At 72.0% G+C, this 22,453-nt stretch carries 24 protein-coding genes; 14 read left to right on the top strand and 10 right to left on the bottom strand.

Translation table 11 applies throughout. The features are described from left to right. Positions 1 to 8 precede the first annotated feature (8 nt). Positions 9 to 641 (bottom strand): response regulator, encoded by a 633-nt coding sequence (locus ABD223_RS03380; protein ID WP_344034329.1) that lies wholly within the window; start codon positions 639 to 641, stop codon positions 9 to 11. A 61-nt stretch (positions 642 to 702) separates the two neighbouring features. Here ABD223_RS03380 and ABD223_RS03375 point away from each other — a divergent pair, with 61 nt between their 5' ends. Next, on the top strand, positions 703 to 1,185 hold the full coding sequence (locus tag ABD223_RS03375; RefSeq protein ID WP_344034328.1) for a GNAT family N-acetyltransferase: 483 nt from the start codon (positions 703 to 705) through the stop codon (positions 1,183 to 1,185). Positions 1,186 to 1,229: 44 nt separating this feature from the next. Here ABD223_RS03375 and ABD223_RS03370 read toward each other — a convergent pair whose 3' ends face one another. Beyond that, positions 1,230 to 1,841: a macro domain-containing protein gene (locus ABD223_RS03370; protein ID WP_344034327.1), complete on the bottom strand. Its 612-nt coding sequence runs from the start codon at positions 1,839 to 1,841 to the stop codon at positions 1,230 to 1,232. Between the two features lie 103 nt (positions 1,842 to 1,944). Here ABD223_RS03370 and pheA point away from each other — a divergent pair, with 103 nt between their 5' ends. The 3 genes from pheA to ABD223_RS03355 are packed head-to-tail and all read left to right on the top strand — an operon-like array spanning position 1,945 to position 4,165. Then, on the top strand, positions 1,945 to 2,838 hold the full coding sequence (gene pheA / locus ABD223_RS03365; protein WP_344034326.1) for a prephenate dehydratase: 894 nt from the start codon (positions 1,945 to 1,947) through the stop codon (positions 2,836 to 2,838). Beyond that, complete coding sequence (locus ABD223_RS03360) at positions 2,835 to 3,461, top strand: histidine phosphatase family protein (RefSeq protein WP_344034325.1); 627 nt, start codon at positions 2,835 to 2,837, stop codon at positions 3,459 to 3,461. The genes pheA and ABD223_RS03360 overlap by 4 nt, the downstream gene beginning before the upstream one ends. Then, on the top strand, positions 3,458 to 4,165 hold the full coding sequence (locus ABD223_RS03355) for an SDR family oxidoreductase (protein ID WP_344034324.1): 708 nt from the start codon (positions 3,458 to 3,460) through the stop codon (positions 4,163 to 4,165). The genes ABD223_RS03360 and ABD223_RS03355 overlap by 4 nt, the downstream gene beginning before the upstream one ends. Before the next feature lie 64 nt (positions 4,166 to 4,229). Here the strand turns inward: ABD223_RS03355 and ABD223_RS03350 are convergent, their stop codons facing one another. Continuing rightward, positions 4,230 to 4,580: a metallopeptidase family protein gene (locus ABD223_RS03350; RefSeq protein ID WP_344034323.1), complete on the bottom strand. Its 351-nt coding sequence runs from the start codon at positions 4,578 to 4,580 to the stop codon at positions 4,230 to 4,232. Between the two features lie 4 nt (positions 4,581 to 4,584). Beyond that, positions 4,585 to 5,661, bottom strand: a complete 1,077-nt coding sequence (locus ABD223_RS03345) for a septum formation family protein (protein WP_344034322.1) — start codon at positions 5,659 to 5,661, stop codon at positions 4,585 to 4,587. A 120-nt stretch (positions 5,662 to 5,781) separates the two neighbouring features. On the opposite strand from ABD223_RS03345, the gene ABD223_RS03340 reads away from it, so the two are divergent. The 3 genes from ABD223_RS03340 (at position 5,782) to ABD223_RS03330 (ending at position 8,155) form a co-directional block, all read left to right on the top strand. Continuing rightward, positions 5,782 to 6,456: a hypothetical protein gene (locus ABD223_RS03340; RefSeq protein ID WP_344034321.1), complete on the top strand. Its 675-nt coding sequence runs from the start codon at positions 5,782 to 5,784 to the stop codon at positions 6,454 to 6,456. Continuing rightward, positions 6,457 to 7,617 (top strand): glutathionylspermidine synthase family protein, encoded by a 1,161-nt coding sequence (locus tag ABD223_RS03335; RefSeq protein WP_344034320.1) that lies wholly within the window; start codon positions 6,457 to 6,459, stop codon positions 7,615 to 7,617. A gap of 85 nt (positions 7,618 to 7,702) precedes the next feature. Then, positions 7,703 to 8,155 (top strand): DUF350 domain-containing protein, encoded by a 453-nt coding sequence (locus ABD223_RS03330; RefSeq protein WP_344034319.1) that lies wholly within the window; start codon positions 7,703 to 7,705, stop codon positions 8,153 to 8,155. 57 nt (positions 8,156 to 8,212) lie between these two features. Here the strand turns inward: ABD223_RS03330 and ABD223_RS03325 are convergent, their stop codons facing one another. Further along, entirely contained in the window at positions 8,213 to 8,794 is a 582-nt protein-coding gene (locus ABD223_RS03325) for a DUF6891 domain-containing protein (protein WP_344034318.1), read from the bottom strand. Between the two features lie 71 nt (positions 8,795 to 8,865). Between ABD223_RS03325 and serS the strand changes: the two genes are divergently transcribed. Beyond that, positions 8,866 to 10,116, top strand: coding sequence for a serine--tRNA ligase (gene serS / locus ABD223_RS03320; protein WP_344034317.1), 1,251 nt, complete (start codon positions 8,866 to 8,868; stop codon positions 10,114 to 10,116). 50 nt (positions 10,117 to 10,166) lie between these two features. On the opposite strand, the gene lhgO is transcribed toward serS, so the two are convergent. Both lhgO and ABD223_RS03310 read right to left on the bottom strand, forming a co-directional pair. Next, positions 10,167 to 11,354, bottom strand: a complete 1,188-nt coding sequence (lhgO, locus tag ABD223_RS03315) for an L-2-hydroxyglutarate oxidase (protein ID WP_344034316.1) — start codon at positions 11,352 to 11,354, stop codon at positions 10,167 to 10,169. Between the two features lie 4 nt (positions 11,355 to 11,358). Then, the gene (locus ABD223_RS03310) at positions 11,359 to 12,234 is read right to left on the bottom strand and encodes an LLM class flavin-dependent oxidoreductase (RefSeq protein WP_344034315.1); all 876 of its coding nucleotides are present in this window, start codon (positions 12,232 to 12,234) and stop codon (positions 11,359 to 11,361) included. A gap of 34 nt (positions 12,235 to 12,268) precedes the next feature. Here ABD223_RS03310 and ABD223_RS03305 point away from each other — a divergent pair, with 34 nt between their 5' ends. The 6 genes from ABD223_RS03305 to ABD223_RS03280 all read left to right on the top strand — a co-directional run bounded on the left by ABD223_RS03305 (position 12,269) and on the right by ABD223_RS03280 (position 20,153). Further along, positions 12,269 to 13,087, top strand: a complete 819-nt coding sequence (locus ABD223_RS03305; RefSeq protein ID WP_344034314.1) for an HAD family hydrolase — start codon at positions 12,269 to 12,271, stop codon at positions 13,085 to 13,087. 168 nt (positions 13,088 to 13,255) lie between these two features. Further along, complete coding sequence (locus ABD223_RS03300; RefSeq protein WP_344034313.1) at positions 13,256 to 14,278, top strand: glycosyltransferase family 2 protein; 1,023 nt, start codon at positions 13,256 to 13,258, stop codon at positions 14,276 to 14,278. Beyond that, a complete protein-coding gene (locus ABD223_RS03295; protein ID WP_344034312.1) occupies positions 14,275 to 14,688 on the top strand; it encodes a GtrA family protein in 414 nt (137 codons plus the stop codon). The genes ABD223_RS03300 and ABD223_RS03295 overlap by 4 nt, the downstream gene beginning before the upstream one ends. After that, on the top strand, positions 14,685 to 16,901 hold the full coding sequence (locus tag ABD223_RS03290; protein WP_344034311.1) for a hypothetical protein: 2,217 nt from the start codon (positions 14,685 to 14,687) through the stop codon (positions 16,899 to 16,901). Before ABD223_RS03295 ends, ABD223_RS03290 begins: the two co-directional genes overlap by 4 nt. 33 nt (positions 16,902 to 16,934) lie before the next feature. Then, complete coding sequence (gene glf / locus ABD223_RS03285) at positions 16,935 to 18,119, top strand: UDP-galactopyranose mutase (protein ID WP_344034310.1); 1,185 nt, start codon at positions 16,935 to 16,937, stop codon at positions 18,117 to 18,119. Between the two features lie 147 nt (positions 18,120 to 18,266). Beyond that, the gene (locus ABD223_RS03280; RefSeq protein ID WP_344034309.1) at positions 18,267 to 20,153 is read left to right on the top strand and encodes a glycosyltransferase; all 1,887 of its coding nucleotides are present in this window, start codon (positions 18,267 to 18,269) and stop codon (positions 20,151 to 20,153) included. 279 nt (positions 20,154 to 20,432) lie between these two features. Here ABD223_RS03280 and ABD223_RS03275 read toward each other — a convergent pair whose 3' ends face one another. The 3 genes from ABD223_RS03275 to wzt all read right to left on the bottom strand — a co-directional run bounded on the left by ABD223_RS03275 (position 20,433) and on the right by wzt (position 22,449). Next, positions 20,433 to 20,645, bottom strand: coding sequence for a hypothetical protein (locus tag ABD223_RS03275; RefSeq protein ID WP_344034308.1), 213 nt, complete (start codon positions 20,643 to 20,645; stop codon positions 20,433 to 20,435). Positions 20,646 to 20,727: 82 nt separating this feature from the next. Beyond that, the gene (glfT1, locus tag ABD223_RS03270; RefSeq protein ID WP_344034307.1) at positions 20,728 to 21,633 is read right to left on the bottom strand and encodes a galactofuranosyltransferase GlfT1; all 906 of its coding nucleotides are present in this window, start codon (positions 21,631 to 21,633) and stop codon (positions 20,728 to 20,730) included. Beyond that, positions 21,634 to 22,449 carry a galactan export ABC transporter ATP-binding subunit Wzt/RfbE gene (wzt, locus tag ABD223_RS03265; protein ID WP_344034306.1) on the bottom strand — a complete coding sequence of 272 codons (816 nt, stop codon included), beginning with the start codon at positions 22,447 to 22,449 and terminating at the stop codon, positions 21,634 to 21,636. Between the last annotated feature and the right edge of the window lie 4 nt (positions 22,450 to 22,453).

Raw genomic sequence — 22,453 nt, 5'->3', positions numbered from 1 at the left:
GACCGCCGCTACCGCGCCGACCGCCGCGCCACCCAGGCCGCCGCCTGCGTGCGCCGCTCCATCCCCAGCTTCGACAGCACCGCCGTCACGTAGTTCTTCACCGTCTTCTCCGCCAGGAACAGCCTCTCGGCGATCTGCCGGTTCGTCAGCCCCTCCCCGATCAGCTCCAGCACCCGCCGCTCCTGCTCGGTCAGCGCGTCGAGCACGTCGACCTCCACCGGGCGCCTCATGCGGTCCAGCACGCGGGCCGTCGTCCGGGGGTCCAGGAGCGACCGGCCGGCCGCCACCTCGCGCACCGCGTGCACCAGGTCCTGCCCGCGCACCTGCTTCAGCAGGTACCCCGACGCGCCCGCCATGATCGCGCCGACGAGGGCCTCCTCGTCGTCGAACGCGGTCAGCACCAGGCACCGCGGCCCGCCCGGCAGGGCCCGCAGGCCCCGGCACAGCTCGACGCCGCCGCCGTCGGGCAGGCGGACGTCGACCACGGCCACGTCGGGCCGCGCGGCGGACGCCCGGACCAGCGCCTCGGCCACGCCGCCCGCCTCCGCGACCACCGAGATGTCGTCCTCGTCCTCCAGCAGCTCGCGCAGGCCCCTGCGGACCACCTCGTGGTCGTCCACGAGCAACACTCGCACCGGCACGAACCAACCATAGGGCGAATGCCGGTACCGGCCACGCCCGGTCACCAACACAGTGCAGGACATGTTCGTACGCGCGATCGAGGAAGCCGACCGGATCGTCGTCGGCCGACTTGTGCTGGAGCTGTGGGGCTCCCACACGGCCGTCGCCCACGGGCAGGTGTTCTTCCCGGCCAGCCTGCCCGGTTTCCTGGTCGAGCAGCAGGAGCAGGTCGTCGGGCTGCTCACCTACTCGGCCTTCGACGGCCACCTGGAGATCGTCACCGTCGACGCGCTGCGAAGAGGCAGGGGCGTGGGCAGCTCGCTGGTCGACGCCGCGGTGCGGCGCGCCCGGCAGCTGGGCTGCAACCGCGTCCGCCTCACCACGACCAACGACAACCTCGACGCCCTGCGCTTCTACCAGCGCCGCGGGTTCCGGCTCGCCGCGCTGCGCCCCGACGCGGTGCGGGAGTCGCGCCGCCTCAAGCCGGAGATCCCCAGCGTCGGCGACTACGGCATCCCCATCACCGATGAGCTGGACCTGGAGCGATGGGTCGCCCCGCGCTAGTTGTCCACAGCGATCACCGCGTTGTCCACAGGGTTGTCCACAGCTCAGCGCCTGGGCAGCGGGCTGAACACCTCGTCCCACGCCGCCGCGACCTGGCGCGCGCACGTGGTCGGCGCGACCCCGCCGACACCGGTGCCCAGCCCCGGCATGGCGATGGTGCGCACCGCCTCGCGCACCGGCCTGCCGTCCTCCAGCCGCCCGTCGAGCCACAGCCGCAGCACGGCCCGCGCCGCCAGGTACGGGTGCACGGTGTCACCCGGCAGCAGCTCGCCGGGTTGTCGCATGGTGGGCGCGCTGATCAGCCACTCCGGCTCGGGTTCGCCGGTCGGCGCGATCAACGCCTCGCCCACCGGCAGCTCGCCGCCGTGCAGGCCCAGGACCGCGCTGCGCACGTGGTCCTCGACGAAGGGGAACGCTCGCGCGTACACCGCGTCGATGCCCCCGCGCATCCAGCCGGAGGAGTTCGCGGGACTCACCACGGCCTCGGCGACGATGTCGAGCACCGAGCCCCGGTGCACCTCGACGCCCGACCTGCCGTCTGCCACCGAGCCCCACGCGAGGGCCAGTGGTTCGTCGACGGCGCACAGCACCAGACGGGGAACTGCTACCGGAGCGTTGATCTCACCCTCCGTATCGGCGGACACGCGCACCAGCATTCCAGGAGAACCCGTTGCAGCGGAACGGGGGCGGGGCCCCGCCGGGCGGGTGATCCTCGCCTCAACGCCGATCACCGGGCGTGCTCCTCGTATCGTTGCGGGCGTGCTCGCCTATTTCGGCCCCAGCGGAACGTTCACCGAGCAGGCCGCACGCGGCTTCGCGACCCCGCAGCAGGAGCTGGTCCCGTTCGACACGGTGCCCGCCGCCCTGGCCGCGACCCGGCGCGGGGAGACCGAGGCGTCCTGCGTGCCCGTGGAGAGCTCCGTCGAGGGCGCCGTGCCCGCCACCATGGACGCCCTGACCGAGGACGAGCCGCTGGTCGCGGTCGCCGAGGCGGTGCTGCCGGTGCGGTTCAGCGTGCTCAAGCGGCCGGGCGACGAGCCCGTGCGCACGGTCGCCAGCCACCCGCACGCGCTGGCGCAGGTGCGGCACTGGCTGGCCGAGCACCTGCCCGACGCCGACGTGGTCGCCACCACGTCCACGTCCGCCGCGGCGCGGGCCGTGCTGCGCGGCGAGTTCGACGCCGCGGTCAGCGCGCCGGTCGCCGTCCGGCACTACCCGCTGGAGGTGCTGGCCACCGACGTGGCCGACGTGCGCGACGCCAAGACCCGCTTCCTGCTGGTCCGCAGGCCGGGCCCGCTGCCCGAGCCGACCGGCCACGACCGGACGTCCGTGGTGTGCACGGTCGGCGACCGGCCCGGTGTGCTGGCGGACCTGCTGGCGGAGCTGGCGCTGCGCGGCATCAACCTGACCCGCATCGAGTCCCGCCCCACCAAGGACCGGCTCGGCGAGTACCGCTTCTACGTGGACCTGGACGGCCACGTCGCCGAGCCCAGGGTGGGCGACGCGCTGGCCGGCCTGCACCGGCACTGCCAGCAGATCAGGTTCCTCGGCTCCTACCCGAAGGCCGAGCCGGGCGGGACGCCCGCGGGCAACGACGAGTTCGTCGCCGCCGCCGGGTGGGTGGCCGCCGTGAGAGAGGGGAAGGACGCGTGAAGCTGGTCCTGGTGCGGCACGGCGAGACCGCCTCCAACGTGAAGATGGCCCTGGACTCGCTCCCGCCGGGCCCGCCGCTGACCGACGCCGGGGTGGCGCAGGCCGCCGCGCTGGCCGAGGCGCTGGCGGACGAGCCGGTGGCCGCCGTCTACGCCAGCACGGCCGTGCGCGCGCAGCAGACCGCCGCGCCCGTCGCCGCCGCCCACGGCCTCGACGTGGAGGTCGTGGAGGGCGTGCAGGAGGTCTTCTGCGGCGACCTGGAGGGTCGGCACGACCGCGAGGCGTTCGAGGCGTTCATCGCGGTGGCGAAGCGGTGGGGCGAGGGCGAGCTGGACGTGCCGCTGCCCGGCGGCGAGAGCGGCCGCCAGGTCCTCGACCGCTACCTGGCCGCCGTGGACCGGGTCGCCGCGCGGCACCGCGACGGCGAGACCGCGGTGCTGGTCAGCCACGGCGCGTCGCTGCGCATGGCGGCGCTGGCGCTGGCGGCCAACGTGAGCCCCGGCCTGGCCCGCGCCGGCCTGCTGCCCAACACCGGCCGCGTGGTCCTGGAACGCACCCCCAACGGTTGGCTGTGCACGTCGTGGACCGGCGTGGACGTGATCGAACAGGAGTTACCGCTATGAGGATCGACGGCTCCACCGCCCTGGTGACCGGCGCCAACCGCGGCATCGGCCGGCACTTCGCCCGCCACCTGCTCGAACGGGGCGCGGCCAAGGTGTACGCGACCGCCCGGGACCCGGAGACCGTCGACCTGCCGGGCGCGGAGGTGCTGCGCCTGGACGTCACCGACCCCGACTCGGTGGCCGCCGCGGCACGGGCCGCGACCGACGTGAACCTCCTGGTCAACAACGCGGGCGTCAACACCGCGCAGGACCTGGTGACCGGCGACCTGGCGAAGATCCGCCTGGAGATGGACACCCACTTCTACGGCACGCTCGACGTGGTGCGGGCGTTCGCGCCCGTGCTGGCCGCGAACGGCGGCGGCGCGATCGTCAACGTGCTGTCGGCGATGTCGTGGTTCTCCGCGCCGGGCACCGGCGCCTACGCCGCCGCGAAGGCCGCCCAGTGGAGCCTGACCAACGGCGTCCGGCTCGAACTGGCGGGCCAGGGCACCCTGGTCACCGCGCTGCACCTGGGCACGGCCGACACCGACATGATCGCGGGCACGGGCCTCGACCCGATCAACCAGCCGGCCGACGTGGCGCGCGTCGCCCTGGACGGCGTCGAGGCGGACGCGCCGGAGGTCGTGGTCGACGACTGGAGCGCGCACGTGAAGGCGTCGCTGGCGGGCGACCCGGCCACCTTCTACCGCGCCCTGGTGGGCTAGCCGCCTGCCGCCGCGCGCCGGCGGTCGCCGCGCCGCCGGGAGCCGGTGCCGGCCGTGCGGTGACCTAGCCCCAGCCCAGCTCGTGCAGCTTGTCGTCGTCGATGCCGAAGTGGTGGGCGACCTCGTGCACGACGGTGATGGCGACCTCGTCCACGACCTCGTCCTCGTCCCGGCAGAGGTCGAGGAGCGCCTCGCGGTAGAGGGTGATCCGGTCCGGCAGCACCCCGCCGTAGTCCGTCGTCCGCTCGGTCAGCGCGACGCCGTGGTACAGGCCGAGCAGGTCCGGCTCGTCGGGGTGGCGGTCCTCGACCAGCACCACCACGTTGTCCATGGCCGCGGCGAAGGCGGGCGGGATGAGGTCGAGGGCTTCGGAGACCAGCTCCTCGAACCGCTGACGGGACATCTCCACCGGCACGTCGTCACCTCGTCGTGGTGGTTTCGGTCGTGCTGGGTGTCGTGGTCCGGCTCGGCTCGTCGTCGTCCTCGGCGGAGGACGTCGGCGTGGCCGACCCGTCGGCGGAGCTGGACTGCGAGTGCAGGGGCGCGCCGGTCGGCTCGTCCTGCTGCACGGTCGTGGTCTGCGGCGGGTTCGAGGTGATCAGCGGCGGCGCGTCCGGGTTGCGCACGCTGCCCTCCCACGCCACCAGCAGGTTGTCCTGGGGCACCGCGCCGACCTTGCAGTTGGCCAGCCGCGAGCCCGCGGCCCAGCTCTCGGGCGCCCTGGTGTCCCACGAGACGAGCAGGTCGCGCGCCCTCAGGTCGGCGTCGCCGGTGTACTCCCGGGCGATCCGGTCGCACTCGGTCGACAGCACCTGCTCCTGCTGCTCCGGCGGCGGGTAGTCGCCCGGCGGCAGCTCCACCACGCCGACGATCTCGAACGTGTGCGGCTTGGCGCACTCCACCGGGTCGCCGACCGACCGGGCCTCGGTGATGCCCAGGCACACGCCCGGGTCGTAGACGTCGGACTGGTCCTGGGCTCGCGCGGTGCCGTAGGCCGGGAGCAGGCCGCCCGCCGGGCCCGCCACCTGGAGGCCGCAGCGCACGGTCCGGTCGCCCTCGGCCCACAGCCGCGAGCCGGCGTTGAGCGGGCCGACGGTGTACTTGCCGAACGGGTCGAACTCGCCGCCCAGGTACTCCAGCGACTCCCGCGAGCAGTACTCCTGGCTGATCTCCTGCCACTGCGCGTCGTCGGGGAACGGGGCCTGCGGGCCGTGCGCGGCGGAGATGTCGGCGACCCCGGTGACCTCGAACAGGTGCTGGGCGGAGCAGTCGACCTTCGCGATGTCCGACAGGTCCTTCTTCGTCCAGTTCAGGCACTCGCCCGCCTGGGCCACCAGGACCGGGTTGACCGGGGTCGTCCCGCCCTGGAGCGAGGTGCCCTCGCCCGCCGGCCAGGACGTGAAGGTGCTCAGCACGAGCAGCGTGAACGCGCCAGCCGACGCGCCGAGCATGACCATGTGGTCACCACGACGAAACCAACGGGCGTTCGCGGACATCTACACAATGATGCCTGTGCCGACCGAGACGCCCACCGGGCGGGTGCCGAGTGTTGCTAATTGGACACTCGTCACCCAAATGGCGGCCGACCTGGGTACCGTCCCCGCCGGGAGTGGCTGATGACTGAGAACGACAACACCGGGAACACCGGCGCGCCCGACCAGCGCGGTCCGGGTCGTGGTGCACCGAACGGGCCGAACGCGCCTGGCGGCTCGCCGCCGCCGTACGTGCCCGCGCCGAAGCCGACGCCCCAGCAGGGGGCGCCTCGGCAGACCGGGCGCGGCCAGGTGCGCAACCAGGAGCCGGGCAAGACCAAGCCCCGGCCGCCGACGGTGGCCGAGCAGCGGGCGCGGGCCCAGGTCGCGGAGCAGGAGCGCGAGGCCGAGCTGGCCCGCGAGGCCGAGGAGAAGCGCAAGAAGAAGCTGCGCAAACGGCTGCTGATCGGCGGCGGCGTGGCCGTCGGCGTGGTGGGCGTGGTGGCCATCTGGTACGCCGCCGCCAGCCCCGACGAGGTCGACGCCCAGTGCACGATGGACGGCGTCGTCGTGGACGAGGACTACTGCGACGACAACTACGTCAGCAGCCACGGCGGGTACCACAGCGGCGGCTTCTTCTACATCGGCGGCAACTCCTACCGCTACCACTACGGCGGTCCGAGCACCCCGGTCGGCCAGAAGGTCAGCGGTGGCAGCTACACCCTGCCCAAGGGCGCGAACGTCTCCACGTCCTCGGGCAAGGTGATCCAGCGCGGCGGCTTCGGCGTCTCCAGCGGCAGCAAGAGCGGGAGCAGCTGAGTGCGTCGCGAGTCCTCCACGCCCCGACCGAACTGGCAGCGCACCGTCTCCGACCAGGGGCTGGTGTTCGGCGCGCCCGGCAAACGGCCGGACGGCAGCCCCCGGCCGTACTGGGACGAGTCCGCGCACTACGTGTTCGACATGAGCGAGGTCCTGTCCCTGGAGGCGGACGTCGAGCTGCTGCACGGCATGTGCCTGGAGGCCGTCGACACCGTCGTGGTCACCGAGCGCTACCGGGACTTCGGCATCGGCGAGTGGCTGTGGCCCGCGATCGCCGAGTCGTGGAAGCGCCGCGACCCGCACGTCTACGGGCGGTTCGACCTGCGCTACGACGGCGGCGGCCCGGCCAAGCTGCTGGAGTACAACGCCGACACGCCCACGTCGCTGCTGGAGGCGTCGGTCGTCCAGTGGAACTGGAAGACCGACGTCCACCCGGACGACGACCAGTGGAACTCGATCCACGAGAAGCTGGTCGAGCGCTGGGCGGAGATCACCTCGCGGCTGCCGTCCAACGAGGTGCACTTCACCTGGTCCGGCTCCGAGCCCTCGGGCGAGGACCACGTGACCGTGGCCTACCTCCAGGAGACCGCGGCCGAGGCGGGCATGGACACCGTGGGCCTGGCGATCGAGGAGATCGGCTGGGACCCGGCGCTCAAGCGGTTCGTCGACCTCGAAGAGGCCCCGATGGGCACGGTCGTGAAGCTCTACCCGTGGGAGTGGGTGGCCGAGGAGCAGTTCGGCCGCTTCGCCGTGGAGAGCCTGCCCGCCACCCTGTGGGTCGAGCCGCTGTGGAAGATGCTGCTGTCCAACAAGGCGCTGCTCGCGATCCTGTGGGAGATGTACCCGGGCCACCCCAACCTGCTGCCCGCGTTCCTGGACGACCCCGGCCTGCTGACCGAGTACGTGCGCAAGCCGCGGCTCGGCCGGGAGGGCGCCAACATCCAGATCGTCGCCCCCGGCTACGAGACCCAGACCACCGGGGTCTACGGCAAGGAGGGCTTCGTCTACCAGCTGTTCGACCCGCTGCCCGAGTTCGACGGCTACCGGCCGGCGCTCGGCGCGTGGGTCGTGGGCGACGCCTCGGCGGGCCTCGGCATCCGCGAGACGGTCGGGCTGGTCACCGACGACGGCGCGACGTTCGTGCCGCACCGGATCGCCTGATGGGCACGTACCCCGGCGAACCGATCCCGTCACCGGCTCCTTCACCGGCGGCGCACATCCCCAACCCGCACCCCCTGGAGGGTCAGTGATCACCAACCTCGCGTTGGACCCCGGTTTCGGCAGTTCCATCGGCCAGGGCGTGGGCGCCATCGCGCTCTACGCCATCATCGGCCTGCTGCTGATGGTCTTCGGCTTCTACGCGATCGACTGGACCACGCCCGGCAAGCTCAGCACGCTGGTGCGCGACGGCCACCCGAACGCGGTCATCGTCACCGCCGCGGGCCTGGTCAGCATGGCGCTGATCATCGTCGTGGCGATCTACAGCTCCGGCGGCAAGCTCGCCGAGGGCCTGCTGTCGGCGCTGATCTTCGGCCTGGTGGGCATCATCGTGCAGGTGCTCGCGGTCCGGCTGCTGGAGTGGGTGACCCGGCTCGACATCGGCGCCCTGATCCAGTCCGACCGGTTCGCCCCGGCCAGCGCCGTGGTCGCGGCCGCGCACGTCGCGCTCGGCCTCGTGGTCGCCGTCGCCATCTCGTAGTCGCCCGCGGGAGGGGCGCGCCGCCGGGGCGCGCCCCTCCGTGCCCCTCGGCGCCCCTCAGCCGACCGGCAGGCGCTTCTGCCAGGCCAGCGGCCCGACCCTGATGCGGGTGCGGACCGACCCGTCCCACTCGACCGGCAGGCCGCCCGCGGTGAGCGCGTCGGCGACCTCGCGCCCCACGGCCTCGGTCCGGTCGCCGTCCTCGCTGAACGAGCCGTAGGCGAGCCACACGCCGTCGCCGTCCACCGCGCCCTCGGTGTCCTGCCGGTGGAAGAACACGTAGCCGTGCGCGTCCTCCGCCGCCTCGTCGCCGATCTCGGCGTGGCCGCACGTCTGGCAGCAGGTGAAGTCGGCGCGGGCCACCACGCCGCCCGCCTCCAGCGCCTCGAACACGGACAGCAACCGGTCCACGTCCGTGGTCTCCGGCCACGCCTCCTGCTCGGCGGCCCGCTCCCGCCACACCCGCTCCACGACCGCGCGCGCCGCGCCCTCCGTCATCCGTTCCTCGTAGTCGGCCGTGCACTGCACGGCCTCCTCGAACGAGGTGAAACCGCCGTGCACGACGCCGCGCGCGTACTCCTCGACATCCTCCAGCACATCGGCGGGCAGGTCCGGGGTGTCGTTCGTTCGATCAGCCACGCGGGCATCCTGCCCGACCGCACCGACAATCCCGTTCGGCCGCCCGACGGCCAGGCACTACGCTGCTCCGCGTGATTGACCTCAAGGCTCTGCGCGACAACCCGGAGGCCGTCCGCGCGTCGCAGCGCGCGCGCGGCGAGGACGAGGCCGTGGTCGACGCGCTGCTGTCCGCCGACGAGCGCCGCCGGGCCGCGGTGGCCCGCGCCGACGCGCTGCGCGGCGAGCAGAAGGCGTTCGGCAAGCAGGTCGGCCGCGCCAAGGGCGAGGAGCGCGAGGCGCTGCTCGCCAGGGGCAAGGAACTGTCCGCCGGGGTCAAGGCCGCCGAGGCCGAGCAGTCCGCCGCCGAGGCCGAGCTGGCCGAGCTGCACCGGGCCATCCCGAACGTGGTCCACCCCGACGCGCCCGAGGGCGGCGAGGACGACTACGCGGTGCTCAAGCACGTGGGCACGGCGCGCGAGTTCGACTTCGAGCCCCGGGACCACCTGGACCTGGGCACCCGGCTCGGCGCGATCGACATGGAGCGCGGCGCGAAGGTCTCCGGCTCGCGGTTCTACTTCCTCACCGGCGTGGGCGCGCGGCTGGAGCTGGCGCTGCTCAACATGGCCGTCGCCCAGGCCACCGCCGCCGGGTTCGAGCTGATGATCACGCCGACGCTGGTCCGCCCGGAGATCATGGCGGGCACCGGGTTCCTGGGCGCGCACGCGAGCGAGATCTACCGCCTCGAAGCCGACGACCTGTACCTGGTGGGCACCTCGGAGGTGCCCCTCGCGGGCTACCACGCCGACGAGATCCTGGACGGCGAGAAGCGGTACGCGGGCTGGTCGTCGTGCTACCGGCGGGAGGCCGGCTCGTACGGCAAGGACACCCGCGGCATCATCCGCGTGCACCAGTTCAACAAGGTCGAGATGTTCTCCTACGTGCGTCCCGAGGACGCGGAGGCCGAGCACGCGAAGCTGCTCGCCTGGGAGGAGGAGATGCTGGCCAAGATCGAGGTGCCCTACCGGGTCATCGACACCGCGGCGGGCGACCTCGGCACGAGCGCGGCCCGCAAGTTCGACTGCGAGGCGTGGATCCCGACCCAGCGGGCGTACCGGGAGCTGACCTCGACGTCGAACTGCACCACGTTCCAGGCCCGCCGGCTGAACGTGCGCTACCGCGACGAGAACGGCAAGCCGCAGATCGCCGCCACGCTCAACGGCACCCTGGCCACCACCCGGTGGATCGTGGCCATCCTGGAGAACCACCAGCAGGCCGACGGCTCCGTGGTGGTCCCGCGGGCGCTGCGCCCGTTCCTCGGCCTGGACGTGCTCAAGCCCAACTAGGGCGTCGGGGTTCCCCGGCCGGCGCGGTCGCGCCGGCCGGGGAACCCGCCTCACGGCCAGCTCAGCTCCACCTGCCCCGCCACGTGCCGACCGATCTCCAGCGACGACGTGGCCGCCGGCGAGGGCGCGTTCAGCACGTGCACCTGCCGCGGCGCGGTGTCGATCAGGAAGTCGTCCACCAGCGAGCCGTCGGCGCGCATGGCCTGCGCCCGCACCCCCGCCTCGGCCCGCACCAGGTCGTCCGGGCCGACCGCGGGCACCAGCCGGGCCAGGCTCGCCGCGAACCGCTTCCGCGAGAACGACCGCAGCACCTCCTCGGCCCCGGTGCGGGCGAACCGCCGCGCCAGCCGCCACGTGCCCGGGAACCTGGCCACGTCCAGCACGTCGACCGCCGAGAAGTCACGCCACGTGTAACCCTCGCGACGCAGCGCGAGCACCGCGTTCGGGCCCGCGTGCACGCTGCCGTCGAGCATCCGGGTCAGGTGCACGCCCAGGAACGGCAGCTCGGGGTCCGGCACCGGGTAGACGAGCCCGCGCACCAGGTGCCGCCGGTCGGGCCGCAGCTCGTAGTACTCGCCCCGGAACGGCACGATCGCCGCCGACGGCGCCACGCCCGCCATCCTGGCCACCCGGTCGCTGTGCAGGCCCGCGCAGTTCACCAGCGCGTCCGCCCGCACCACGCCGCCGGGCGTGGCCACCTCGACGCCGCCGCCGCTCAGGGCCCGCCGGATCGCCAGGGCGGGCGCGCCCAACCGCAGGTCCTGGCCGTCCAGCTCGTCCACCAGCGCCCGGCACACCGCCGGGAAGTCGATGATGCCCGTGCTCTCCACCCGCAGCGCCGCGACCGCCGCCACCTCGGGCTCGTGCCCGCGCGCCTCGTCGGCGGTGATCCGGCGGGCCGGCACCCCGTTCGCCGCGGCCCGCTCGGCCAGCGCCTCCAGGCGCGGCAGCTCGTCGCGCGACGTGGCGACGACCAGCTTGCCGCAGACCTCGACCGGCACGCCGCGCTCGCGGGCGAACGCCACGATCGAGGCGTTGCCGGCCACCGACATGCGCGCCTTCAGCGACCCCGGCTTGTAGTAGAGGCCCGCGTGCACCACGTTGCTGTTGTGGCCGGTCTGGTGCGCGCCCCAGCGCGCCTCCTTCTCCAGCACCACCACCTCGTGGCCGCGCTTCACCAGCTCCCACGCGGTCGCCAGGCCGACGATGCCGCCGCCGACCACCACCACCCGCCGCACGCCGTCAGCCCTTCACCAGCTCGGGCAGCACGTCGGCCGCCACCCGCTCCAGCACGGCCTCGCTGCCCGCGTACACCCCGTCGGCGCGCGGCCAGTGCACGACCAGGTCGGTGAACCCCAGCTCCCGCGCCCGCCCGACCACGTCCCGGAAGTGCTCCACGCTGGTCAGCGAGAACACCGGGCACGAGTCGGCGTTGAGGTGGAAGTCGACGGTGCCCTTCGCGCGCCCGATCCGGTCCAGCTGCTCGCGGAACAGCAGCGTGAGTTCGGCCACTCCCCGCCACCACGACCCCTCGTCGTCGGCCTCCGGTCCGGTGGTGACCCAGCCGGTGCCGTACCGCGCGGCGACCGCCATCGCCCTCGGCCCGTTCGCGGCGACCACGAACGGCAGCCGCGGCTGCTGCACGCACCCCGGCGCGCTCCGCGCGTCCCTGATCCGGAAGTGCTCGCCCTCGAACGTGGTGCGCTCCCGCGTCAGCAGCAGGTCGAGCGCGGTCACGAACTCCTCGAACCGGCCCTGCCTGCTGCCGGCGGGCGGACCGCCCATGACCTGCGTGTCGTACCCCTGCCCACCTGCGCCGACGCCGAGCGTGAAGCGGCCGTCGGTCAGGTCGTCCAGCGCCAGCAGCTCCCGGGAGAACGGCACCGGGTGGCGGAAGTTCGGCGACGCGACCAGCGTCCCGAGGCGGATGCGCTCCGTGACGCGGGCGGCCGCGGCGAGCGTCGGCACGGCCCCGAACCAGGGACCGTCCACCAACGACCGCCACCCCATGTGGTCGTAGGTCCAGGCGTGGTGGAAGCCGTACTCCTCGGCGGCCTTCCACTGGTGTTCGGCCATCCACCAGCGGCGTTCCGGCAGGATCACAATCCCAGTGCGCACCCGGCGACGTTATCCGACCAGGCACCATGGGGGCGTGCAGAGACCTTCCCTCGTGGCGTCCGACGCCGACGGCACCCTCCTCGGACCACTCGGCCGGCTCAGCCCCCGCACCGTCGCGACGGTCGGCCGCGTGCTCGCCGCGGACGTCCCGTTCGTCCTGGCCACCGGCCGCCCACCGCGGTGGGTGCCCGAGATCGCGGACTCCGCCGGCCTCACCGGCTACGCGGTGTGCTCGAACGGGGCCGTGCTCTACGACCTCGGCGAGGACCGCGTGGTCGCGGCCGAGGTGCTGACCCCGGTGCAGCTGAGCGACCTGGCCGCCGTGCTCGACGAGGCGCTGCCGGGGTGCGCGCTGGCGTCCGAGCGGGTCGGCGGCAGCGCCCGCCGCCCGGCCGAGGTCGAGTTCCTCTCCGACGAGCACTACCTCCACCCGTGGTCGGAGGGCTCGCAGCCGCTGCCCGGCCACCAGCGGGCCGAGCTGCTCGGTCGGGATGCGGTGAAACTGCTGGTCAGGCACCCGATGATGACGTCGGAGGAGATGGCTCGGGCCGTCGGGCCGCTGGTCGGCGACTCGGTGGCCATGACGTTCTCGACCGACGAGGGCCTGCTGGAGTTCGCCGCGCCCGGTGTCACCAAGGCCTCCGGCCTGGCCGTCGTGGCCGAGCGGCTGGGCGTCGACGCGAGCGGCGTGCTGGCTTTCGGGGACATGCCGAACGACGTGCCGATGCTGAAATGGGCGGGTCACGGCGTGGCGATGGGCAACGCGCACCCGGCGGCCCGGGAGGCCGCCGACGAGGTCACCGCAGCCAATTCCGAGGACGGGGTGGCGCTGGTCCTGGAGCGGTGGTTCTGACGATCGCCCGGTGGTGGTTAGCGCGAGGTCACCGGGGGTACCCACGGCGGAAGTGCCCGGTGTCTACCGTGCTAGCGTGCGGCGCGACTGGTAGCCCGGCTCTCACACCGTGGGCCACGCACTGATGACGTCACCTTTCACAGCGCAGCGGCAAACACAGGAGTACTCATGCTTTCCGTGGTCATTCCTTGCTTCAACGAGGAGCAGGGCCTGGTCAGGCTGAAAGAGGCGCTGACCAAGGAGCTGAGTGCGATCGTCCCGGACTTCGAGGTCCTCCTGGTCGACGACGGCAGCAAGGACCGCACGCTGGAGGTCATGCGCCGCATCTCGGCCGAGGACCCGCGCTTCCGCTACCTGGCGCTGAGCCGGAACTTCGGCAAGGAGGCCGCGATGCTCGCGGGCCTCAGCCAGGCCAGGGGCGAGGCCGTCGCCATCCTCGACGCCGACCTCCAGCACCCGCCGGAGCTGCTGGCCCGGATGCTGCCGCTGCTGGACCAGGGCTACGACCAGGTCGTCGCCCGCCGCACCCGCAAGGGCGACGGCAAGGTCAGGTCGCTGATCTCGAAGATGTACTACAAGATGATGAACCGCCTGGTCGACGTCGAGCTGGAGGACGGCGTCGGCGACTTCCGCGTGCTCAGCCAGCGCGCGGTGCGGGCCCTGCTGTCGCTGGGCGAGTACAACCGCTTCTCCAAGGGCCTGTTCTCGTGGATCGGCTTCGACACCGTCGTGGTCGACTACGAGAACGTGACCCGCGAGGTGGGCGGCAGCAAGTGGACCTTCCGCAAGCTGCTGAACTACGGCATCGACGGCGTCATCTCGTTCAACAACCAGCCGCTGCGCCTGGCGGTGTACCTCGGCGGGTTCTTCACCGCCCTCGCGTTCGGCTACATCATCTGGATCCTCACCGACGCGCTGATCCGCGGCGTGGACGTGCCGGGTTACGTCACCCTGGTCACCGGCATCCTCGGCATCGGCGGCCTCCAGCTGCTGTTCCTCGGCGTGATGGGCGAGTACCTGGGCCGGATCTACTACGAGACCAAGCGCCGGCCGCACTTCCTGCTCAAGGAGGTCAGCGGCGACGCCGACGCCCCGGTGAGCGTCCCCCTCGGGCCGGGCCTCGACCACCAGGAGCTGCTCCAGCACAACCTGGCGCACGAGGCGCGGTCCACGACCGGGGCGAAGCTGTGAACCTGGGCCGCATCGTCCGGTTCGGCGCCGTGGGCGTGGTGAACACGGGGACGTACTACCTCTGCTACGTCCTCTTCACCACCTTCCTGCCCTACTTCGCGGCGCACGTGCTGGCGTTCGTGCTCAGCATGATCGGCTCGTACTTCCTGAACTGCTACTTCACGTTCCGCGTGAAGCCGTCGTGGAAGAGCTTCCTGCTGTTCCCGCTGTCCACCCTGGCCAACTTCGTGATCCAGTCGGTCGGCCTGTGGGCGCTGGTGGAGTTCGCGGACATGAACGAGAAGGTCGCGCCCCTCGTGGCCGCCGTCGTCGCCATCCCGATCACCTTCGTGGTCACCCAGCTGGTCTTCCGCGGGAACGTGCCCGGCGACCTGAAGAAGAGCGAGACCCCGCAGGAGGCGGCGGCGTGAGCCTGCTCCACGAGGGGGCGACCGCGGTCGACGCCGACCGGGGGCCCGAGGCGAGGAAGAGCGAGCGGGGCGGCCTCGCCTGGCCGCTGGCCACGTGCGCCCTGGTCGCGCTGCTGGCGCTGGTCCCGCTGATCAACAACCGGATCTTCTACTACTGGGACGACAGCGCCGCCCAGTTCCTGCCCACCTGGCACCACCTGGGCACCCTGATCCGGGGCGGCCAGTGGCCGCCGCTGCTCGACGTCGACGCCTGGATGGGCGGCAACTACGCGGCCGAGGCGCTGTTCGGCATCTACAACCCGCTGTACGTCGCCAACTACGTCCTGGTGTCCCTGCTGCCCGACCTCGCGGTCTCCGCGCTGCTGGTCAAGGCGCAGTTCATGGTCCTGCTGGCGCTGGGCACCTACCTGGTCGCCCGCGACTACGGCGCCGCCCGGTGGGCGTCCTCCGCGGTGGCCGTGGCGCTGCCGTTCAGCGGCTTCACCCTGTACTTCGACACCGCCGGCTGGGCCTCGGGCCTGATGTCGTTCTCGATGGTGCCGCTGCTGTGGTGGGCGGCGCGCCGGATGGCCGACGGCCGGATGAACCCGTTCTGGGTCTTCCTCATCGGCGCCTTCATCGTCACCGGCGGCAACCCGTACGGCGTGCTGGGCATCTGCATCGTCCTGCTCGGCCTCATCGTCGAGAACCTGGTGCGCGCTCGCCGCGCCGTGGTGGTCCGGCTGGTCCTGGTCGGCCTGTGCGTCGGCGCGGTCGTGCCGCTGGTCTTCCTGGCGCTGCTGGGCAGCTCGTCGGTGACGTGGCGCAGCGGGCAGGGCATCTGGAACGACGGGATGCTGGTGCCCGGCCTGGGCGACCTGCTCAACCTCAGCGCGCCCACCTACCTGCCGCAGATCAGCAACTGGCAGGCGACCATGCACAGCCCGGTCGCCTACTTCGCCTGGTTCGTGGTGCCGCTCCTGCCGTGGCTGCGCTGGGGCGTCGTGCGCGAGCGCCTGCGCGAGCTGACCAGCGTCGGCGTCATCGTCGTCGCCTACCTGCTGCTGACCCTCAGCCCGTCGCAGCTGTGGATGTTCCGCTGGCCGCTGCGCCTGATCGAGTCGGTCTACCTCGGCCTGGCCGTGCTGGTCGCGGTCGTGCTGTCCGAGGGCCTGCGCACCGACCGGGTCAAGGTGCGCGCGGCCGCGTCCGGCGCGCTCGTCCTCTTCGCGACCTACCTGTCGTGGGCCGGCACGCCGCAGCACCGCCGCTGGCACGTGCTCGCCCTGGTCGTGGTCGCCGGCTTCACCGCCCTGGCCGTCTGGGCGGCCAGGCGCGGCACCGGCAAGCTCGCGATCGGCCTGCACGCGGGCACGGCGGCCGTGCTGCTGCTCCAGACCACGGCGTTCGTGGGCAACTTCAACGTCAACCCGTACTACTACCCGCACTCGGTGCAGGCGATGCGCGACTCCTTCGCGAGCTACCAGGGCGCCACCATGCAGTTCGCCGACCGCGGCGCGGTGGACCGGCTGGGCCGAGGCCCCGACGGCGCGTGGCAGCACGTCCTGTTCGGCACCGCCTACCGGGCCGCCGGCGTCAACGCGGTGAACACCTACACGGGCATGGGCTTCAAGGAGTTCTCCGACGCGTTCTGCATGAGCTTCATCGGCGAGTCCTGCGTGGCCGGCTACCGGAACCTGTGGGCGCCCCGGGACGACCGCGGCACCACGCTCGCCGAGATGATGCGCCTGGACACGGTCGTGGTCGAGCGCGGCCTCCTGGACGAGGTCGAGGCACCGGACGGGTGGCGGGTGCGGGAGCGCGACGACGCCGTCACCGTGCTGGCCAGGCAGGCGCCGCACGCGTGGCCGGACGGCAGGCTCGGGTCCGCGTCGGAGGGCGTCGAGGTCCTCTCCGACACCTCGCCCGAGGAGACCGCCGAGGCGGTGCGCTTCCGGGTCGCCGACGACGCCGAACCCGCCGTGCTGACCTTCGCCCGGCTCAACTGGCCCGGCTACACCGCGCGGGTCGACGGGCGCGAGGTGCCCCTCACGACGGGGCCCGCGGGCCTGCTCCAGGTGGAGCTGCCGGAGGGCGTCGACGAGGGCGAGCTGACCCTGGAGTGGACGCCGCCGGGCTTCGCCGCGGGCCTCGCCCTGGGCGCCGCGGGCCTGGTCGGGGCGCTGGTCCTGGCCCTGTTCGGGCGTCGCTGGAAGCGCCAGGGGGGTCTGTGAGCCGTGACCTACCAGACCGGTAACCTCGACCCCGTGGATTTCGCGGGTTTTGACCTGATCGTGGTGGGATCGGGCTTCTACGGCCTGACCGTTGCCGAACGCGCCGCCTCCCAGCTGGACAAGCGGGTGCTGGTGCTCGAACGCCGGGAGCACATCGGCGGCAACGCGTACTCGGAGGCCGAGCCGGAGACCGGCATCGAGGTGCACCGGTACGGTGCGCACCTCTTCCACACCTCGAACAAGCGGGTGTGGGACTACGTCAACCAGTTCACCGAGTTCACCGGCTACCAGCACCGCGTGTTCGCCATGCACGACGGGCAGGCGTACCAGTTCCCGATGGGCCTGGGCCTGATCTCGCAGTTCGTGGGGCGCTACCTGAGCCCGGAAGAGGCCCGTGCCTGGGTTGCCGAGCAGGCCGCCGAGATCGACTCCAAGGACGCGAAGAACCTGGAGGAGAAGGCGATCTCGCTGATCGGCCGCCCGCTGTACGAGGCGTTCGTCCGCGACTACACCGCCAAGCAGTGGCAGACCGACCCGAAGGAGCTGCCGGCCGCGGTCATCAGCCGCCTGCCGGTCCGCTACACCTTCGACAACCGGTACTTCAACGACACCTACGAGGGTCTGCCGGTCGAGGGCTACACCGCGTGGCTGGAGAAGATGGCCGATCACCCGAACATCGAGGTGCGGCTGAACACCGACTTCTTCGACGTGCGCGCCGAGATCCCGGCCGGCACCCCGATCGTGTACACCGGTGCGCTCGACCGGTACTTCGACTACAGCGAGGGCTGGCTCGGCTGGCGCACGCTGGACTTCGAGCGGGAGGTCCTCCCGATCGGCGACTTCCAGGGCACCCCGGTGATGAACTACAACGACGCGGACGTGCCCTACACCCGCATCCACGAGTTCCGGCACTTCCACCCGGAGCGCGAGTACCCGTCGGACAAGACGGTCATCGTCCGCGAGTTCTCCCGCTCGGCGGAGAAGGACGACGAGCCGTACTACCCGATCAACACCTCCGAGGACCGCGCCAAGCTGGAGCGGTACCGCGAGCTGGCGAAGCAGGAGGCGGCCGAGCGCAACGTGCTGTTCGGCGGTCGCCTGGGCACCTACAAGTACCTCGACATGCACATGGCCATCGGCTCGGCGCTCACCGCGTTCGACAACCGCATCGCCCCGCACCTGGTCGACGGCGCGCCGCTCGACGGCAACCTCGACTGAACGACTGGTCGGGGCCGGTACTCCGTCGCCGGCGCGAGCCGCGCGACGGAGTATCGTCGGTGCCACCGTGACCGCCTCGTCCGGTGGTCGGATTCACCCGCAGCTCACTCGAACCGCCCGTCGCGCGCGGTTCGCCGGAGGGAACCAGTGACCGAGCAGAGCCCCCTCGACCCCAGGCACGTGCTCCAGCGCGTGATCTTGCCCCGGGAAGAGGACCCGCTTGACGTCCGCCCGCTGTACCTGGACGAGCCCGAGAACGTGCACGCGCACGTCTCCTCCCGGCGCTCGGTCACGGTCCCCTCGTCGGCCAAGGTGTCGTTCGCGTCGTACTTCAACGCGTTCCCCGCGAGCTACTGGAAGCGCTGGACGGTCGTGGAGGAGGTCGTGCTGCGGATGCGGGTCCGCGGCGGCGGCCGCCTCGACGTCTACCGCTCCAAGCCCAACGGCGACATCATCCACCTCGACGGCCGCCCCGTCCGCACCGGCGGGCAGTGGGAGGACGTCGACTTCCGGGTCACCCTGAAGCCGTTCGAGGACGGCGGCTGGATCTGGTTCGACGTGTTCACCGACGACAGCACGCTGGAGATCGGCGAGGCCGCCTGGACGACCGAGCAGGTGCTGCCGGAGCAGAAGGTCGCCATCGGCATGACGACCATGCGCCCGGTGGACGCCGTCATCGCCCTGCGCGCCCTCGGCGAGGACCCCCAGGTGCTGGCGGTCGTGCAGAAGGTGTTCGTCGCCGACCAGGGCGCGGTGAAGGTCCGCGACACCGAGGGCTACGCCGAGGCCGTCGCCCTCCTGGGTGACAAGCTGGAGGTCATCGAGCAGGACAACCTCGGTGGCTCCGGCGGCTTCACCCGCGGCCTGTACGAGTCGATCGAGCACACCGACGTCGACCAGATCATGCTCATGGACGACGACATCCGGCTGGAGCCGGACGCGGTGCTGCGCTCCAACGCGTTCGCCCGCGCCGCCGCCCAGCCGGTCATCGTGGGCAGCCACATGCTCAACCTCCAGGCCCGCGCCCGCCTGCACAGCATGGGCGAGGTCGTCGACCTGGCCAGCTGCTTCTGGCGGGCCGCGCCGGGCGCGGTCACCGACCACGACTTCGGCGAGGAGTCGCTGCGCGAGACCGCGAAGCTCCACCTGCGCATCAACGCCACCTACAACGGCTGGTGGATGTGCCTGTTCCCGCGCGAGGTCATCCAGCGCACCGGCTACCCGCTGCCGCTGTTCATCAAGTGGGACGACGCCGAGTACTCGCTGCGCGCGCTGGAGAACGGCTACCCGACCATCTCGCTGCCCGGTTCCGCGGTGTGGCACATGCCGTGGACCGACAAGAACGACGCCACCGACTGGCAGGCGTACTTCCACACCCGCAACCGGCTCATCCTGGCCGCGCTGCACAGCCCGTACGACGTCAGGTCCACCCTGGTCAAGCAGGGCATGAAGCTGTCGCTGCGGCACCTGCTGTCCATGGAGTACTCGACGGTCGCGGTGCAGCAGAAGGCCATCGAGGACTTCCTGGACGGCCCGGCGAAGCTGTTCGACTCGCTGCGCACGGCCCTGCCGGACATCCAGCGGCTGCGCAAGACCTACAGCGACGCCCAGGTGCTCCCGTCGGCCCGCGAGTTCCCGCCGCCGACGTTCGACATGGTGCGGGCCGAGGCCATGCTCAAGCCGCCGGTGAACCCCGCGGTGATCGCGGCGAAGGCGTCGAAGGCCCTGCTGCACAACCTGCGCACCCCGGAGAAGCACGCCGAGGAGCGCCCGCAGATCAACGTGCCCGCCACCAACGCCCGCTGGTTCCTGCTGGGCAACCTGGACAGCGCGACGGTGTCCAGCGCGGACGGCAGCGGCGTGGCGTTCCGCAAGCGGGACCCGAAGGAGTTCCGCCAGCTGATGGCGCGGGTGGTGCGCAACTACCGGCGGCTGGGCCAGGAGTGGCCGCGGCTGAAGAGGACCTACCGCGACGCGCTGCCCGAGATGACCTCGGTGGAGTCGTGGCGCAAGGTGTTCGAGAACAACAGGTGATCCGGCGGTCCGGGCCGCGCCGGTGACGGCGCCGCCGGGCCGGTGGACGCTGCGCAGGGGTCCCCTCCCGGGGGACCCCTGTTTTTTACTATACCGGCGGGGTACGACATGAATTGGCGGGCGACCGGGCGCTTTCCCCGGACCGCCCCGCCGCGCCGCTCTCGGACCGCCCCGGCGCTCCCGGACGGACCTGCCGCTCCCGGACCGACCCGCCACTCCCCGGACCGACCCGCCGCTCCCGGACCGACCCGCCGCACCGCCCCCGAACCACCCGGCGGCTCACTCGAAGTGAGCGGCCACCACGTGGCCGAAGTTGACCACGAAGTCCTTGCCGTCCGCCGTCCGCACCACCTGCGTGTGGCCGTTGCGCACGATCTGGATCAGGCGTGGTTCGAGGTCGTCGGCCGTCGCGTCGGTCACCCGGATCGAAATCGGGTTCGGGTTCGCGGCCAAGTGCAGCACCAGGGACTTCTCGCGCGCTTCAGCAACCATGCGGCCAGCCCACCAGCAGGCCGCCGACCAGGCAAGGGAGGTTCGCCAACGGCGATTCCGCCGCCGGCTGAACCCCCGGACCTCACTTGCGGAAGAACCGCTCCCGCTGCCCCAGCCGCACCAGCCGCAGCCACTCCAGGAACGCCTTCGGGTCCCGGCGCACGCCGATGAAGTACAGCCCGAACCGGAACGCCTCCAGCAGCCCCAGCTTGCGCATGCCCGGCTGCGACAGCAGGTACCCGCGGTTGCGGTAGGTGTAGTACCGCTTGACCTCGTTCTCCGGGTCCTGCGCGTGGAACCGGCCGCCGAGCATCGGCTTGAACTCGTCCGACCCGTCCGGGTGCAGGTAGGCGACCCGCAGGGACGTGCCGAACCGCAGGCCGCTGCGCACCAGCCTGCGGTGGATCTCCACCTCGTCGCCGCGGAAGAACAGCCGGTAGTCCGGCACGCCGATCACGTCGACCGTCGAGGCCTTGAACAGCGCGCCGTTGAACAGGGACGCGATGCCCGGCAGGAAGTCGCGGCCCAGCTCGGACGTGTTCCGCTTCCAGGTCAGGCCGCGCCGCAGCGGGAACGCCAGCTTCTCCGGCCGGTCGATGTTCGACACCACCGGCGAGACGGCGGCCAGGTCGCGCCGGGACGCCTCCTCCAGCAGCACCGCGAGCACGGTCTCGTCCGCGGGCCTGCCGTCGTCGTCCGCGAGCCACAGCCAGTCCGCGCCGAGCGACAGCGCGTGCAGCATGCCCAGGGCGAAGCCGCCCGCGCCGCCGAGGTTGCGGTGCGACGCGAGGTACGTCGTGGGGATGGGGCACTGCTCGACGAGGTCGTCGACCGGCTGGTCCGGCCCGTTGTCGACGACCACCAGGTGGTCCAGGGGCCGCGTCTGCGACGCCAGCACCTTCAGCGAGTCGGCCAGCAGCTCCCGCCGGTGCCGGGTCACGACGACCCCCACCACAGCGCCCTGGGGCAGTGCCCTCTCCACGCTCACCTACTCGCCACCGTTCCCGCTCAGGACCCTCGGCTGACCGATCCGCTCCAGCGTCTCCGGGCTCAGGTGCTCGAACGGGTCCCGGCCCTTGTAGGCGGTGACCACCTCGCGCAGCGAGCCCTGCGACTTGACCTGCCCCTCCTCCATCCAGATCGCGGTGCTGCACAGCTCGACCAGGAAGTCGTCGGAGTGGGACGCGAACACCAGGATGCCCGATCGCCTCACGAGGTCGTTCAGCCGGTCCCGCGCCTTCTCCAGGAACGCCGCGTCGACCGCGCCGATGCCCTCGTCGAGCAGCAGGATCTCCGGGTCGATGGAGGTCACCACGCCCAGCGCCAGCCGCACCCGCATACCGGTCGAGTAGGTGCGCAGCGGCATGGACAGGTAGTCGCCGAGCTCGGTGAACTCGGCGATGTCGTCGACCCGCTTCTCCATCTCCTTGCGGCCCATGCCGAGGAAGAGCCCGCGGATCATGATGTTCTCGTACCCGGAGAGCTCCGGGTCCATGCCCACGCCGAGGTCGAACACGGGCGCGACCTTGCCCACGATCCGCGAGCTGCCCCGCGTGGGCTCGTAGATGCCCGAGAGCAGCCGCAGCAGGGTGGACTTGCCCGCGCCGTTGTGGCCGATCAGGCCGACGCGGTCACCGTGCCGGAGCGAGATGTTGATGTCGTGCAGCGCCTCGATGATCGGGACGCGGCCTTCCGCGCCGATCTTGCCGCCGACCTTGCCCAGGGCGAGCTTCTTCAACGACCTCGACTTGGCGTCGAAGATCGGGAAGTCGACCGAGGCGTTCCAGACGTCGATGCTGACCATGATT

This window comes from Saccharothrix xinjiangensis (assembly GCF_039527585.1).
Taxonomy (GTDB): domain Bacteria; phylum Actinomycetota; class Actinomycetes; order Mycobacteriales; family Pseudonocardiaceae; genus Actinosynnema; species Actinosynnema xinjiangensis.
This window is presented reverse-complemented; position numbering and strand designations above follow the sequence as displayed.